Genomic DNA, 15526 nt, shown 5'->3' with positions numbered 1-15526 from the left:
TAGATTTTAACCTAAATTAAATCATTTAGAGTATCATGAAAAACTTATTTATTACTCTCTTACTTGCAACTCTTTTTGCAGCATGCAGCACTTCTGATTCTGATAATGCTGCATTTGTAACCTTACTCGGCAGCGACACTTTGGCCGTTGAACAACTCCATAAAACGGACTCAAGTATTACTGCACAGGTAATTCTAAGAAGTCCCGAAACCAGGTTTTCCACCTATCATCTGGACCTTGACGAGACCGGGGGCATCAAAGAGATGGTTCGTACGGACTATCCTCCAACTACCGGCTTTACGGGAGAAGGAGCTATTGGCCAAACTATTATACGCTCGGGTGACAGCCTGGCGATAGAAGTAATGCGTGATAATGAGATGACAAGCTATATGGCTCCATATCAGGAAGGAGTGCTTCCTTTTATTGATATGGTCCATTGGCCATTTGAAGTGGCTTTCAACCACGCTGCAGAAACCGGACAAGACTCAGTAAATCAGCCTATGCTGAGCGGTAATCGAATTTCTAATTTTGTTATAGTTGCCATTGAAGATGACTCCATGACCATCCGGCATCCTTTCCGCGGAGTTATGGGCGTAAATGTAAACCCCGAAGGTAATCTCGAATTTCTTGATGCCGGACTTACCACCCGAAAACTAAAAGTTCATCGTGTGGCCGAACTTGACATAGACGCCCTTAGCTCTCGATTTGCAAATAATCCTATCGGTGAATTATCAGGAGCTGTGAGTGCCGAGTTCTCCTTTAAGGACACTGATTTCCGTGTTGATTTCGGCTCACCCCAAAAACGAGATCGTGAATTATTTGGCGGAGTAGTGCCCTATGGTGAAGTCTGGAGAACTGGGGCGAATCGTGCCACGCACTTTTACACTTCAAATGACCTCCGCTTTGGAGACCTTGAAGTGCCGGCCGGCGAGTACACGCTTTTCTCCATCCCGGAACCAGATGGCGGAACACTGATCATCAATGCTCAAACCGGGCAAAACGGAAATTCTTATGATGAGTCCCGTGATTTAGGCCGGGTTCCTATGGAAGTTTCAACCCAGGATGAAGTAACTGAAGCCTTCACCATTACGGTTGAGGAAACCGATGAAGGCGGAAGAATTAATTTGATCTGGGGAGATACTCTTTATTCTTCAGATTTCGTGATCGAGTAATTTTTACTGATCACTTTTCATCTAAGTAACCAACCAGTAGGGGCGTATGCGATATGCCCTTACTGGTTTTTTTGTGTTTTCTTATCCCTATAATTCATAACAATTGAAACCAACAAAGCCCCGACTCCCAATACCGCCACTAAAATGTCCACAGTAAGAGAATCCCAGCTAAACCCAAACAACTGATCCAGATAATATTTTATATACGAAGCAGGAAGTCCGGTTTCGCCCAGTTCACGCTTTACCTGCCAATGCCAATCGGTACAGGGACAGTAACCCCATCCATAAAAAAAACCCAGTCCAATCCACGAAAAAATAGTAACTGATATTACGTATAAGTGAAGCTTTCTGGTTTTCTGCCATATCCACCCTGTGAGGTTGAAGAGGATCAACGAAAAGTGAAAGATAACGAAGAAGTAATCCAGAATTTGGTAGGCGGTTTCCGATAACATGATAGGTCAAAATAATGAATACCTCTTTTTAAAGAAAAGGCTTGGGGTATTTTAAAGACTTGGCAATTTAAACCTCTTATCCTTTCTTATTCATAAACTTCTCCACTCTGCTAACATGCTGTTCATCCACCCAAAGTTCAGAAAATGGTGCGATTTCAGCCTCCAAAGCCTGTTCTCGGTGGACTGAAAACCGCATAGCTCCCTGTTTCAAAACCCGGATAAACTTTCGGTCGTTTTTAGTAAAATTTTCTGCCCATTCAAGGGTTTCTTTCTCCGGTGAATTCCCTGGTAGAATGTGTTCAATCAAGTCATAAGCTAATACGATATTGGTGGAAAGAACTTCAGATTTACCCAGCCATTCCAGAGCTTTAGCGCGGCCAACTTTTTCTACCAGTCTTGTTAGTCCTCCCCAGCCCGGAACCAAGTAAAAGCGACCTTGAGTGAAACCAAATTTAGCATCCGGTACGGATACTCTGAAATCAAAAGCCAGCATCAGTTCGATGCCTCCACCGTACGCATCTCCATTTATATGAGCAACGGTCCAGCAGGGAAGTTCTTCAATGCGAGTCAATAATTGCTGCATTCGTTTGGCCTTTTCTATCGCCTTGTCTTTAGATTTGATGGTATGAAACTTCTTTAAATCCCCTCCCGATACAAACGATTTTTTTCCGGCTCCGCTTAGAATTAAAACCCGAATCTCCTCATCCCGTTCAACTTCATCAACCAAAGACTCTAATTTTTCCATCACCTCAAAGTCAATAGCATTTCGGGCATCGGGACGATTAATAGTCGTCCATAAAATTTGTTCAGATATACGCTTTTGCGTCAAAACCATAGTGCGTTTTTTCTTTATAAAATAGACAATTTGACGATCTTGATATTACGAAATCAAAAAATCTTATCAAGATTATACCTTCATGTGGTAAAAAAGCGCTTGCAAAAAATTAAATGTACTTTTCTGAATCCAGCTATTGAAAAAACCTTTTGAATGTAAGATAATGAAGCATGGAATCTCTTCGGGTAAAACAAATAAATAAGTTGCTTTTTGCAGCTCACAATGATGTCAGGATTGCCCATATCCTGAACAAATATCAGGATAAGGTCCTCATTACAACTTCTTTCGGAACCACTTCTGCATTGTTGATTCACATGATCAGTCGTATTCGTCAGAATCATCCCATTCATTTTATTAATACCGGACATCTTTTCCCGGAAACGCTGAAATATAAAAATCGACTTATTGAACGATATGGGATCAATGTCATAGAACATGTTCCCGATAAGGAAAAACACAGCATCACTAAGAAAGAAAAACTTTGGAAGTCGAATCCAGATTTATGTTGCCACTACAACAAAGTTGAGCCGCTCGAAAAAATAAAAGCTAATCACGAGGTTTGGATATCCGGATTAATTGGCTACCAAAACAGCTACCGAAGCGAACTCGAAATCCTTCAGCAACGTGATGATCTGCATCGCTTTTATCCCCTTATAGACTGGACACCCGAAATGGTGGATGATTATTTTGAAAGTTATGGTATTCCGCGTCATCCTTTAGAGCGCTTTGGCTTCCACTCCATTGGCTGTACTCATTGCACTACAAAGGGGGATGGACGTGATGGGCGCTGGGGTGATTCTGATAAAACCGAATGCGGATTGCATTGGTAATAAATTTGACCCTCTCGCATATTAATTGCTAAAGTTCAAACGGTTGCTTCGACGTTTTTTCGAGCCATTGCAAGTACTCTTCATTTCCTTCGTCTTCCGTTATGGTAAACGAAATCACGCACGGACACTCGTAGCTATGCATCTCCTTGATAAGTCGGGTTACTTTTCTGACCCTGGAATAATGGGTTTTAACAATGAGTATGCATTCATCATCTTCCTGAATTTCCCCATTCCATTTGTAGACAGACTGCATCCCATCAATAATATTTGCACAGGCCACAAGGTTTTTTTCAACCAAAGCACGGCCTATTTTCCGGGCTTCATTTTTGTCTGATGTTGTGATATAAAGCAGGCGAAGGTTTTTATACATGATGATCCAAAATTCTATATTTCATGCTCCAAATTCCAATGCTTTTTCTGCTCCATTTACAGGATTATATTAAGATCTCTTCAAGCAACACTTTCTGAGTCAATTTGGTTGAATTCAGAAGTTTAAACCCTTATCTTTGCAAGCTCTGAATTTTGCGAGAGTGGCGGAATTGGTAGACGCGCTAGATTTAGGATCTAGTATCTTAACCGATGTGGGGGTTCGAGTCCCCCCTCTCGTACTTCCTTCCTGTTAATAAAAATTGAAACCCTGTTCATTTATTGAATTTAGTTAATTAAAGCGGAGAACACGTGGACATTTCTGTAGAAGAGCTCACATCAGTAGACAAAGAAGTTACTTTAAAAGCAAAAAGAGAAGATCTTCAAGAGGACTTCGATAAGGCTTACAAAAAATATAAAAGCCAAATTCAATTGCCCGGATTCCGTCCCGGAAAAGTACCAATGGGCATCGTTAAAAAGCGGTTTGGTAAAGAAATAGAACAAGAAGAAATCAGTAATATCATTCAGAAGTACTTCGAAAAAGAAGTCGTTCCTGAATATGAACCGGTTGGCGAAACTGAAATGCTTGACTTTACGTGGGAAAACGACCAATTGGAAGTAAAATTCAAAATTGGCTCAAAACCGGAAGTTGAAATTTCTGACCTCTCCAAAATCAAGGTGAACAAAATGGTTCACGATGTAACTGAGGAAGAGGTGGATGAAGAAATAGAGCGTACACTCGAAAGAGAAGGCAACTGGGAAGAAGTAGATGAAAAAGCAGAAGAAAAATCCAAGCTGATTGTTGATGTTGTTACTTTGGATAAAGATGGAAATCCGGTTGACGGAGAAGTAGATGAAAATCAGGAAATTGATTTACGTCAAGAAGGTGCCAAAGAGTTTCGCAAAGAATTAACCGGAAAAAAACCCGGTGATGTCGTTGACATGAAAATGGGGGAAGGCGATGAAATTGACCGCTTCCGCGTTACAGTCAAGAAAGTCCAGAAACTTCACAAAGCTGAGTTAAACGATCAGCTCATCAAAGAACAAAGTAACGGCGAAGCCGACAATGAGGATGAGTTTAGAAGCTATATCAAAAGCCGGATGCAGCAGTATTACGATCAAACTGCAGAAGATTTATTTAAGAATGATGTTGCTGATGCTCTTGTTGAAGAACATGACTTCGAAGTTCCCGAAACTTTTGTGGCACAAATTCAGGGTTCTTATGTTGATCAGTTGAAACAGCAGCAAGGCGGAGAACTTCCCGAGCATTTTGATGCCGAACAATATAAAGCCGGCATGAAGGATAGGGCGGTGCGTGAGGCTAAGTGGTCGTTTATAAGCCAAAAATTGCAAGAAATATTTGAAGAAATCGAAATAAAACCCGAAGATATCGATGAACATCTCGGTGTGGAGGCAGCACGATATGGCGTTGCCCTTGATCAGCTGAAGCAATATTATGCGCAACAGCCTCAAATGCTGGAACAACTTCGAAGCAGTATTCGCGAAAATAAAGTATTTGATATACTACAGGATAAAGTAGCTATCAAAGAAATTGGCAAAGACAAATACCGGGAATTGCAGGAAAAGAAAGACAAGAAGAACAAATAACCGATTATTCAGGACAACATGATTACTAAGCAACCTCTTTTTGAAGATCCAAATTTAGATTCAGTGAAACCTATCCAAAATAACCTGGTGCCTATGGTGGTTGAAACAACCAGCCGGGGAGAACGTGCTTATGATATTTATTCACGCCTGCTTAAAGACCGGATTATTATTCTTGGGTCTGCCGTAAATGATGCTGTAGCAAGTTCCATTATGGCTCAGCTGTTGTTCCTGGAATCAGAAGACCCTGAAAAAGACATTAGCTTTTATATTAACAGTCCGGGAGGTGTAGTATCTGCCGGTTTGGCTATTTATGACACTATTCAGCATATTAAATGTGATGTATCTACAACCTGCATGGGAATGGCGGCAAGCATGGGAGCTGTACTTTTAACAGCCGGAACCAAAGGGAAAAGAAATTGTCTGCCGCACTCCCGGGTTATGATTCACCAACCTCTTGGCGGAACCCAGGGACAAGCCAGCGACATTGAAATTGAAGCCCGTGAAATTATTAGGGTTAAAAAAGAATTAAGCCAGATTTTAGCTGATCACAGTGGTAACTCAGTGGAACAAATTATGGAAGATTCAGACCGCAATAAATGGTTGACAGCAACTGAAGCTAAAGACTATGGCTTGGTTGATAATGTACTTTCTAAACCTAATGGTTCTAAATAACCGGCATTTTCATTAAATTTAGCTTGTTATGAGCGAAAAAGATAAAAACAGCGATATTGTACACTGTTCATTTTGCAGTCGCTCCAGCCTGGAAGTGAACAGTATGGTAGCCGGTCCCGGAGTTTATATTTGTGACCGTTGCGTGGAAGACGCTTCAAGTATTATTGAAAGTGATTTGGCATCGCTTGCCCGCCGCAGGGAAAAAAGCTATAAACCGATGCTCAAGCCCGTTGAGATCAAAAATAAGCTTGACGATTACGTAATTGGGCAGGAACTCGCTAAAAAAACCCTCTCCGTTGCCGTTTACAATCACTATAAGCGTATTTCTGCAGAAAGTGCTGAAATTGATGATACTCAGATTGAAAAGTCTAACATTATGTTGCTTGGGCCAACCGGAAGTGGTAAGACGCTTTTAGCCCGCACCCTTGCTCGTATTATTGATGTTCCTTTCACGATAGCCGATGCCACTGTATTAACGGAAGCCGGATATGTTGGTGAGGATGTGGAAAGTATTCTAAGCAATCTTTTACAATCTGCCGATTACGATGTTGAGCGTGCAAAACGCGGAATCGTATATATTGACGAGGTGGACAAGGTGGCCCGCAAGAGTGATAACCCTTCAATAACCCGTGATGTAAGCGGAGAAGGCGTACAGCAGGCTCTTCTGAAGATTTTAGAAGGAACTGTGGCAAACATTCCGCCTAAAGGCGGCAGAAAGCATCCGGAACAGAGTTTTATTCAACTTGATACTTCCAACATCCTATTTATTTGTGGCGGTGCTTTTTCCGGTTTGGAACAAATTATTTCTCGCCGGCTTTCTACCAGTGTGATGGGATTTCATACCAAAGAGCAGGTAAAGTTCGATAAAGATGATCCGGAGATTTTCACTCACGTGGAGCCCGAAGACCTGCAGCATTATGGGTTGATTCCTGAACTTATTGGGCGATTACCTGTCATCTCAGGGCTTCATGAACTTTCTGATGATGCCATGCTCGATATTTTAACCGCTCCTAAAAATGCATTGGTTAAGCAATACACAAAATTGTTTAATATGGAAGACGTGGAGCTGGAAATTGAAGAAGAAGCACTGAAAGCGATCGTAAAAAGGGCCAAAGCCCGGAAAACGGGAGCTCGCGGTTTGCGTTCCATCATGGAAGCCGCCATGCTTGATATCATGTTTACCCTTCCTTCAATGAAAAATATTGCACGATGTGTAATCACCAGAGAGACTATTGAGAAACAAGCCCCTCCGGTCTATGAAAAGCAAAAAGCATCTGCTTAAGCTAAACTAATTATAGCCTCCCTTTTTGTTAATTCATCAGGGAGGCTTTTTTATGCTGTTTCCTTTTTATTTTTGGCTAAAAGGATTACCCTTTACTTATGAAACTTTTCGTCCCCTCAAATAAGATTAAGCTTATCCTGGTCTTTTTGCTCATTTTTTTGGGAATTGGATCGGTGGTTTATAATCAATATTTGGTTTCAAAAATATTGGAGCAAGAGCGGGCAAGTGTAGAACTTTGGACTCGCGCTATAGAGTTTAACAGCCAGCCGGTAAATGAACAGGCAACCACAATGTTGCTGAAAGCCATTGATATACTTGAGGGCATTAAAGAGGTGCCGGACAGTGTTATTGCATTGATCGAAGAAGCAGATGCTACGCGGAGCTCTAATGATTTTGTCAGTGAAGAAATCATACTGCAGGATCGGTTTCGTATCCCAACTATTCTTATTGACTCCAGTGATGTCATCCTTGCCCAAAGGAACATTGATTCAGTACGACTGGCAACCCCTGAAAACCGGCGTGAGCTTGTGCGTGAGCTTAAAAGCCTGAATAACCCCATCAATTTCGTATATGGAGATGAAAAAAGACAAATTACTCAGTTTGTTTATTATGGGGAAAGCCCAACCGTACAAATGCTTCGCTACTTCCCTTATATACAAATATTACTGTTAGGCCTGCTCCTTGGTATAGGTTATACCACATACCGAAGCATCACTCGTTCCGAACAATCTAATTTATGGGTGGGGATGGCGAAAGAAGCCGCTCACCAATTAGGCACCCCCATTTCTAGTTTATATGGATGGTTACAACTTCTAAAAGATGAATATCGCTATGAAGAAACCGCTGTTAATATTGCCAATGAAATTGAGAGAGATATTCAGCGGTTACGCGGTGTTGCTGAACGTTTTGGAAAAATAGGTTCCGAACCTGAACTCAGGAAATTACAAATAGGTCCTGTTTTGGAGCAGGTTATGGTGTATATGGAGCGAAGATTACCGCGACTTGGCAAAGCCATTGAAGTGCGTAAAAACCTAAATGCCCAAGCAACAGTTCGTGCTAATCCCGAGCTCCTGCAATGGGCTGTTGAAAACCTGGTCAAAAATGCAATGGATTCGCTTCGGGATATAGAAGGCGATTCATATATCTCAATCTCCTCAAAAGTACAGGAAGGAGAGGTAATAATTGACATTGAGGATTCAGGAACCGGAATTGATATCAAAAACGTTAAAAATATCTTCAAGCCAGGCTTTAGTACAAAAAAGAGAGGGTGGGGATTAGGACTCAGCCTTACCAAACGTATTATCGAGGAATATCACAAGGGAAGTGTTTTTGTTTTACGCTCTGAACTCAATGAAGGAACAACCGTACGGATTACACTTAAAGTTCAAAAAAATGAAGAAACAGTGTATCCCATGGTTGATCAGTCTCCGGTGTAGCCTCTCTTCTTAGCGTATTCCAATAATTCCGTTTTAAGTAAATTCCGTCCACGATGTAGCCTTGATCGTATGGTTCCAATAGGTACATCAAGCATATTAGCGATTTCTTCATAGGTGTACCCTTCAACATCACATAATAAAACTACCGTTCGAAAATCTTCAGGCAAACGTTTCAAAGCCGTCGACAGGTCATCATCCATCATCTCCCGAAACATCAGGTTTTCCAGGTCAGAAGTCTCTGTTCTTTCTGCCCGAATAGATTCATAATAGGAGGAAACCTCATCGTAATCTACCTGAGATGGTTTTTTTGAGGTTTTTCGATAATTATTGATGAATGAATTCTTAAGAATCCTAAACATCCATGCCTTGGCATTTGTCCCCTTTTCATAGCTGCTGAAGAACCGGTATGCTTTTACAATAGTATCCTGAACAAGATCTTCTGCATCATTGGGGTCCGTTGTTAACCTAAGGGCAAAGTTATACAACGCATCCATATGAGGGATAATCTCTTTATCAAAATCCTTCTGTTTTTTTATTTCATCTCTCGTTAATTGAGACATTTACCCATCCCTTCTTTACCGATACGTGTTAACTGCTTTGTTACTTGGACGATATCAATCTATTAAATATTACTGCTATAATACTTTAATGTTAAATAGATTCTATTGATCAACCCGTTAATAAATACCTTTTATGATAGAAAGACGATCACCATTATATCATAAATTGCATGGGTCCATGCAGCTACACCAAATCCTCTCCAAACATATATTCCATTAAGTATTATACCAAATAAAAACCTGTAAAGAAATGACCCGAGCGTAAAAGCATCGCCCATCGAACCAATGTAGTGAACGGCTGAAAATAACAGCGCTGAAAGCACTACTGCTGCTGTAATTCCTGCCCATTTTTTACCCAACAGTTTGGAAAAAGCGAGTATGAACAATGTTACAAGTATAACCCTAAAAAACAGTTCCTCATACAAACCTGCCCCCAACGATAATGCAATTTTTTGAGCCATCGATAAGCTATTGATAGGGTCTGAAGCTGCCATATTAAGAATAAATGACACCATCGACTGGCTAATTATTGCAACTACTATTGCATAAACGGTAGCTTCTAAAATCAATACCGGAAAGTAGGTGAATTGAAGCTCTTTCAAACGGTGCCGTTCTTTATATAGGATAAAAAGTCCAATAATCGCTACCAACAGCAGTGAAAATGAAACAGCATTTACTCCGAGATAAGCAAAAAGCGTTTTGATCCACACATCTACACTTATGCGAACAATGGCTTCTCCGGAAGGCTGGGAAATGATAATTAATAATTCATATAACAAAAATAACGGCAAGCTTACCAGGAAGCTGTAGAGTAAGGTATTTGTGTTCTCAAAATATTTTTTAACGTGGTTAGTCATTCACTTCTGTGTAAATAGTTACCGCCGGCTGAGTAGCCTGATTGAGTCGAAGTGTACTAAATGCTCTATGCGAAAGTTTCAATCCTGCCCCGGTAATTCGATCATTTATTCTAACATACACACCATTTCCGGTTTGCACGTTTTCCACAAAGATAATGCTCCCCAAGGCAATATTAGAATGCGCGGCAGTCAGTGCTTCAGGATCATATAACTCGCCATTTGTGGTCGTCTCGCCAAATTCAGAATCATCATAACGGTTAACCCGAACTTCACCTAAGTCTTGTAAGTTTGCCTTTTGCAAATAGGGATTCTCATAGTTTCGCGATGGAGGCAAGAGAACCGTCACATCCTGGCCTGTCGGTAGCCTGCCAGAGTTTAATTCCGGATTGAGTTTTTTAAATTCATCTTCAGTCATTTTAAAACGGGTAAGAAGTTCTGCAAATGAATCTCCCCTTTTCACCTCATAAACTGAAAAAACACCTTGTGGTGAAGATTCTTCGGAAAATCGCGCAACTGAAGGAGGGGCTTCATTTAATTTCTTCACGGCGAGCTCTTGCCCGATGCGAATATTATTATCCGTCAGGTTGTTCAGGCTTTTTAGTTCTTCAAGGCTCATGTTATGCGTCCGGGCTATCCTAAATAAGGTATCCCCGCTTTTTACAACATAAATTACATTTTGATTGCCGGACGAATTAGTTACTAAAGGATTGGATGGTTCTTCAGGCAACTCTTCATTTCGAACGCTTTCATCACGAAGATAATAGATCAACTCTTGCCCTAATTCTATTTCATTACCGGAAATGTTATTCCATTGTTTAAGTTCAGCAATTGTTACATCCAGTTTTTTTGAAATTCCATATAAGGTATCCCCTTGCTTCACCAAATATGTGGCTTTTTCCTGACCCATTATATTTGTGCTCAGCAAAAAAAACATTATAATCGCAACCGGAGCTAATTTTTTTAAAAAACTGAATATTTTATTCATAACTAATCTGCCATTTCAATTTCAAGGTTCAACAGAGCCGCTGATAATTCTGACTTTGTATGCTGATCGTTCTGATTTTCAGCCATTTTAATCCCCTCTTTATAGGAACCCAATGCCTTTTTGTTCTCTCCCAATTCAATATAAAGTTTAGCTAAATGATAATATACGCCTACATATTCAGGATCATCCTGTCTGATAGACTCAAATAAAACCCTCGCTTTTTCAGGTTGACTTATTTTCAACATTTCCAGTGCCAAAGTAAACTTGTAGAAAGAATCTTCCGGATGTTCTTTTACCGCCTTTGCCAACGTTGAAATCCTGGAACTCATTGTGTATTAGTTTTAAAATTTGCTTCAATTTCCTGAATCGAATCTCCGCCAAATTTCTCTAAGAAAGCGTTCGCTATTATCGGGGCTACAACACTTTCTGCAACAACTACTGCACGGGGTAAAGCACAAACATCAGAACGTTCATAGCGGGTTTCGGTTTCTTCTTTTGTTTGCATATCCACAGTACGCAGTGGATTCAGCATAGTAGGAATCGGCTTCATAACACCTCGGATTATAATAGGCATTCCTGTACTCATACCACCTTCAATGCCTCCCATACGGTTGGTTCTTCGGCTAAATTTATTTTTTTCATGAGTTATTTCATCATGAACTTCATGCCCCGGCTTGTGTCCCGACTCAAATCCAAGCCCAATTTCCACACCCTTCATCGCTTGTGTACTCATGATAGCCTGAGCCAGCATGCCGTCTAATTTTCTATCCCAGTGAACATAACTTCCCAGCCCAACCGGCAACCCTGTAATCACAATTTCATAAATACCACCGAGCGAAGAGCCTTCTTTTCTGCGCTTTTTAATTTCTTCTCTCATTTCTGCCGAAAGCTTTTCATCCAAACACCGAACATCAGATTCATCCGCTGCTTGGTAAATCTTCTCAGCACCTTGTTCGGCCAGGGGGTCGGTAAGCGCTCTTACTTTTTCCCAACTGTCGAATCCTACTGACCCAATTCGTAATACATGCCCGCCAATTTGAATTCCAAAATGCTTTAGAAACTTCCGTGCTATACTGCAGCACGCTACACGCATAGCTGTTTCCCGGGCACTTGATCGTTCAATCACCGGACGGATATCATCGAAATTATATTTTTGGGCCCCTACAAGATCCGCATGCCCCGGCCTGGGGAGTGTGATTTTTTCAATCCCTTCAGCTTCAATTTCTTTATTCATCACAGTTGGCCAACCTGCATCATCCTTTTCAAAAGCACGATTAGGCATGTTCATAGCAATAGGCCCACCCATTGTTTTACCAAAGCGAAGTCCGGAGCTGATGGTTGCAAAATCTTTCTCAAAAGCCATACGCCCACCTCGGCCATAACCTTGTTGACGACGCACTAAATGAACGGCAATATCTTCTTCCGTAAGAGGGAGCCCCGCCGGCACGCCTTCTACAATTCCAGTGAGTCCCGGCCCATGCGATTCTCCGGCTGTTATATATCTGATCATATGATGAATTACTTTTAAATAATTATAAACTAAAGTATGGGTGAAAGGTAATTAAAGCAGCTTTACTTTAAAGCTAAATATCGTAATTCCTCCCAAATTTGATATCAGTTCCTGCTGAGATTAAACAACATTTTTAAAATATTAGATCCGGCATCTTAAACTAACCAAGAAGCCTTAAAATCTCTCTGTGTTCTAATCTTTTTTGTTGCTAGTTAATCACCCTGAACAACCTTATCTGAACCCTTTCGATTACCACGATGTTGTTCAAAAAGAAAATGATTAAAACACTTGATGTATTTAACCTGGCTGTCGTAAGTTCAGTTGTTGGAAAATTATCGGCAACCGATGGCAACCGCTGAACTTATTAACTATTTATAAATCACAATTGGCAAAAATGTTTTGTAATATAATCAAATGCTTCGGCAATACGTCAAGATTATTAATTAAGAAATGATTACCAATTTACCTGGGGCTGCCGGATTAAAACAATTTGGCAATTACGCCCTTCTATTATATCAGGCATTACGTTCGTCTACAGAATTCAGCACCTATCGCAAAAATCTGTTTCAGGAATTTGTAAAGGTCGGCTATGAATCTATCCCTATTATCTTTCTGACAGGTATTTTTACCGGGGCTGTTTTGACGTTACAAACTGCCTATCAATTAGATACTGATATATATCCAAGTACAATAATTGGCTCTATTGTTGCCCAATCTATTGTTATCGAGCTCGCCGCGGTAATCAGTGCCCTTGTCTTATCCGGAAAAGTTGGGGCACGAATTTCAACAGAGCTTGGCACCATGCGTGTAAGTGAACAAATTGATGCACTTGAATCTATGGGGTTTAATTCTGTTTCTTTCCTGGTGGTTCCGCGAATATTAGCCGGTCTGTTAATGTTTCCAATTTTGTATACCACTGCTGCGGTTTTTGGAATTATAGGGGGAGTTTCTGCAGGGGCTTTAGATGGCATTCTACCTGCAGCTGAATTTATGGAAGGGGCACGCGCTTTCTTTTTTGAATCAGATATTATTTTCGGTTATATAAAATCTATCGTATTCGGATTTGTAATCACTTCCATAGCCTGTTACAAAGGTTATTATGCTTTTGGGGGCGCCGAAGGAGTGGGGAACGCTACTACACAAGCAACAGTATTAAGTTGTATCTTTGTACTTTTAGCTGATTTTGCACTAGCCGCTATATTGCTATAACCCATGATTGAGATTAAAAACCTGACAAAAAGTTTTGGCGAGTTGCTTGTTTGGAAAGATGTTTCTTTTGATATCCACGATGGAGAAACTACAGCTGTAATCGGTAAATCCGGTTGCGGGAAATCAGTATTGCTAAAACACCTGAATGCTTTATTATACCCTGATGAAGGGGAAGTATTGATTGACGGAAAGTGTGTATTTGAGCTTAGTTATTCTGAACTCAGAAAGGTTCGACAACGTTTTGGCATCTTGTTTCAAGGCGGGGCCCTCTTCGATTCCATCAGCACTTTTGAAAATGTGGCCTTTCCCTTACGATATTTTACTGAGCAAGGGGAGGAGGAGATTACCCATAATGTAAATGAAGCGTTAGAAATGGTAAATCTTAAAGAAGCTGGAGACAAATCAACTTCAGAACTTTCCGGTGGGATGAGAAAACGAGTCGGATTAGCACGCGCCATTATTTTGAAACCAGACTATCTTTTGTATGATGAACCTACATCCGGGCTCGATCCCAAAACTTCCGAAGAGATAAATGAACTGATTATGACTATGGCCGATAACCTCGATATTACTTCCATTGTAATCACTCACGACATGCACAGCGTTTTAGCGATATCTGATAAGGTGGCTTTTTTGGATGACCAAAAACTCAGCTGGGTTGGGAAAACCGATGACATGAAGCATAGTGACAACCAGAATCTGCTCGAATTCATCACAGCAAGTGAATATCAAATAAATTCTTAAACTGCATAGGAGATCTGTTTTGGCAAAAGTTTCGAACGAACTTAAAATTGGGCTTACCATATTAGTGGCTACCATCGTAGCCTTTGTAGGCTATAATATTATGAAAGACATACCGCTTTTCAGGTCTTCCACAGTGGTATATACCAAATTCGATCAAGTGTATGGGCTTATTCCCGGAAATGTGGTAAATGTAAAGGGGTTCAAAATCGGTACAGTTAAAGAAATGGACCTCCTCGCTTCCGATTCTACATTAGTGACCCTGAATATTGAAGAAGGCTACCGGATACCTAAAGGCTCCATTGCAGTTTTGAAGTCGAGTGGAGTTCTCGGAGGAAAGTTTATTGAAATTGAAAAGTCTGATTCAGAAGAAATGGTGCCAAATCAAGGAGCCATAAAAGGCGTTTTTGAGCAAGGGATGATGGATACTTTTGCTGAAGAAGGTGAAAAAATCAGTAATGATATCTCTGCATCAATTCGTGGAGTTGAACAGTTGGTCGGCAGCCTAAATGAAACCCTTAATGAGGAGAACAAAGAAAACATCTCCGGTATTGTCCGCAATTTGGAATCAACTACCGGTTCGCTCAACGAACTCATCCAAAAAAGACAAAGTGATTTAGACCAAATGATATTGGACGCAAAAAGCACTCTGGAAAATCTTAATGATCTCAGTGCAGAAAATAAAGAGCAGCTCACTTCACTCATAAATAACCTGGAAGCTACAAGTGCGGAATTAGAAACTTTAAGCCGAGGCTTAAATGAAACCAACCTCACTTTAAGTGAAGTACTAACAAAAATTAACGACGGGGAGGGAACCCTTGGAAAAATGGTAAATGACTCGTCTTTATATAATAATATCGACAGCCTTTCAGTTAATCTTAACAAGCTGATTAAGAATATTAACAATGATCCCGGCAAGTACTTAAAGCACATGCGCCTGATTGAGGTATTTTAACCTGAGATTGGTTTTAATTTCTTTCAATTCCTTGGGTATTCGCTTATATTTCCAAG

Annotated in this window: 17 protein-coding genes and 1 tRNA gene; 10 read left to right on the top strand and 8 right to left on the bottom strand. The window is 40.6% G+C overall.

From position 1 onward, the window contains the following. Window positions 1-35: 35 nt before the first annotated feature. On the top strand, window positions 36-1172 hold the full coding sequence (locus HUJ22_RS12215) for a DUF2911 domain-containing protein (protein WP_290877930.1): 1137 nt from the start codon (window positions 36-38) through the stop codon (window positions 1170-1172). 59 nt (window positions 1173-1231) lie between these two features. Here the strand turns inward: HUJ22_RS12215 and HUJ22_RS12210 are convergent, their stop codons facing one another. Both HUJ22_RS12210 and HUJ22_RS12205 read right to left on the bottom strand, forming a co-directional pair. After that, window positions 1232-1624, bottom strand: coding sequence for a DUF2784 domain-containing protein (locus HUJ22_RS12210; RefSeq protein ID WP_290877928.1), 393 nt, complete (start codon window positions 1622-1624; stop codon window positions 1232-1234). A gap of 76 nt (window positions 1625-1700) precedes the next feature. After that, window positions 1701-2459: an enoyl-CoA hydratase/isomerase family protein gene (locus HUJ22_RS12205; protein WP_290877927.1), complete on the bottom strand. Its 759-nt coding sequence runs from the start codon at window positions 2457-2459 to the stop codon at window positions 1701-1703. Window positions 2460-2629: 170 nt separating this feature from the next. Here HUJ22_RS12205 and HUJ22_RS12200 point away from each other — a divergent pair, with 170 nt between their 5' ends. Further along, window positions 2630-3289, top strand: coding sequence for a phosphoadenylyl-sulfate reductase (locus HUJ22_RS12200; RefSeq protein WP_290877925.1), 660 nt, complete (start codon window positions 2630-2632; stop codon window positions 3287-3289). Window positions 3290-3317: 28 nt separating this feature from the next. Here the strand turns inward: HUJ22_RS12200 and cutA are convergent, their stop codons facing one another. Continuing rightward, window positions 3318-3659 carry a divalent-cation tolerance protein CutA gene (gene cutA / locus HUJ22_RS12195; RefSeq protein WP_290877923.1) on the bottom strand — a complete coding sequence of 114 codons (342 nt, stop codon included), beginning with the start codon at window positions 3657-3659 and terminating at the stop codon, window positions 3318-3320. A 154-nt stretch (window positions 3660-3813) separates the two neighbouring features. On the opposite strand from cutA, the gene HUJ22_RS12190 reads away from it, so the two are divergent. The 5 genes from HUJ22_RS12190 (at window position 3814) to HUJ22_RS12170 (ending at window position 8653) form a co-directional block, all read left to right on the top strand. Next, a tRNA-Leu gene (locus HUJ22_RS12190) sits at window positions 3814-3897 on the top strand. A gap of 70 nt (window positions 3898-3967) precedes the next feature. Then, the gene (gene tig, locus HUJ22_RS12185; protein WP_290877922.1) at window positions 3968-5263 is read left to right on the top strand and encodes a trigger factor; all 1296 of its coding nucleotides are present in this window, start codon (window positions 3968-3970) and stop codon (window positions 5261-5263) included. An 18-nt stretch (window positions 5264-5281) separates the two neighbouring features. Continuing rightward, complete coding sequence (clpP, locus tag HUJ22_RS12180) at window positions 5282-5935, top strand: ATP-dependent Clp endopeptidase proteolytic subunit ClpP (protein WP_290877920.1); 654 nt, start codon at window positions 5282-5284, stop codon at window positions 5933-5935. A gap of 28 nt (window positions 5936-5963) precedes the next feature. Then, window positions 5964-7217 (top strand): ATP-dependent Clp protease ATP-binding subunit ClpX, encoded by a 1254-nt coding sequence (gene clpX / locus HUJ22_RS12175; protein WP_290877918.1) that lies wholly within the window; start codon window positions 5964-5966, stop codon window positions 7215-7217. A 98-nt stretch (window positions 7218-7315) separates the two neighbouring features. Continuing rightward, entirely contained in the window at window positions 7316-8653 is a 1338-nt protein-coding gene (locus tag HUJ22_RS12170) for a HAMP domain-containing sensor histidine kinase (RefSeq protein ID WP_290877916.1), read from the top strand. On the opposite strand, the gene HUJ22_RS12165 is transcribed toward HUJ22_RS12170, so the two are convergent. The 5 genes from HUJ22_RS12165 to aroC form a co-directional block, all read right to left on the bottom strand. Then, complete coding sequence (locus HUJ22_RS12165; RefSeq protein ID WP_290877914.1) at window positions 8638-9213, bottom strand: sigma-70 family RNA polymerase sigma factor; 576 nt, start codon at window positions 9211-9213, stop codon at window positions 8638-8640. The genes HUJ22_RS12170 and HUJ22_RS12165 overlap by 16 nt on opposite strands. 131 nt (window positions 9214-9344) lie before the next feature. After that, window positions 9345-10070, bottom strand: coding sequence for a CPBP family intramembrane glutamic endopeptidase (locus tag HUJ22_RS12160; protein ID WP_290877912.1), 726 nt, complete (start codon window positions 10068-10070; stop codon window positions 9345-9347). Further along, on the bottom strand, window positions 10063-11055 hold the full coding sequence (locus HUJ22_RS12155; RefSeq protein WP_290877911.1) for a LysM peptidoglycan-binding domain-containing protein: 993 nt from the start codon (window positions 11053-11055) through the stop codon (window positions 10063-10065). The genes HUJ22_RS12160 and HUJ22_RS12155 overlap by 8 nt, the downstream gene beginning before the upstream one ends. 2 nt (window positions 11056-11057) lie before the next feature. Continuing rightward, window positions 11058-11384 (bottom strand): tetratricopeptide repeat protein, encoded by a 327-nt coding sequence (locus tag HUJ22_RS12150; RefSeq protein WP_290877909.1) that lies wholly within the window; start codon window positions 11382-11384, stop codon window positions 11058-11060. Beyond that, window positions 11381-12565, bottom strand: coding sequence for a chorismate synthase (gene aroC / locus HUJ22_RS12145; RefSeq protein ID WP_290877907.1), 1185 nt, complete (start codon window positions 12563-12565; stop codon window positions 11381-11383). The genes HUJ22_RS12150 and aroC overlap by 4 nt, the downstream gene beginning before the upstream one ends. A 450-nt stretch (window positions 12566-13015) precedes the next feature. Between aroC and HUJ22_RS12140 the strand changes: the two genes are divergently transcribed. The 3 genes from HUJ22_RS12140 to HUJ22_RS12130 are packed head-to-tail and all read left to right on the top strand — an operon-like array spanning window position 13016 to window position 15470. After that, window positions 13016-13774, top strand: coding sequence for an ABC transporter permease (locus HUJ22_RS12140; RefSeq protein ID WP_290877905.1), 759 nt, complete (start codon window positions 13016-13018; stop codon window positions 13772-13774). Between the two features lie 3 nt (window positions 13775-13777). Next, a complete protein-coding gene (locus HUJ22_RS12135) occupies window positions 13778-14518 on the top strand; it encodes an ABC transporter ATP-binding protein (protein WP_290877903.1) in 741 nt (246 codons plus the stop codon). A 19-nt stretch (window positions 14519-14537) separates the two neighbouring features. Continuing rightward, complete coding sequence (locus tag HUJ22_RS12130; RefSeq protein ID WP_290877902.1) at window positions 14538-15470, top strand: MlaD family protein; 933 nt, start codon at window positions 14538-14540, stop codon at window positions 15468-15470. Window positions 15471-15526 lie beyond the last annotated feature (56 nt).

Source organism: Gracilimonas sp. (assembly GCF_014762685.1).
Taxonomy (GTDB): Bacteria; Bacteroidota; Rhodothermia; order Balneolales; family Balneolaceae; genus Gracilimonas.
The sequence above is the reverse complement of the archived record's forward strand: the minus strand, read 5'-3'. Positions and strand labels throughout refer to the sequence as shown.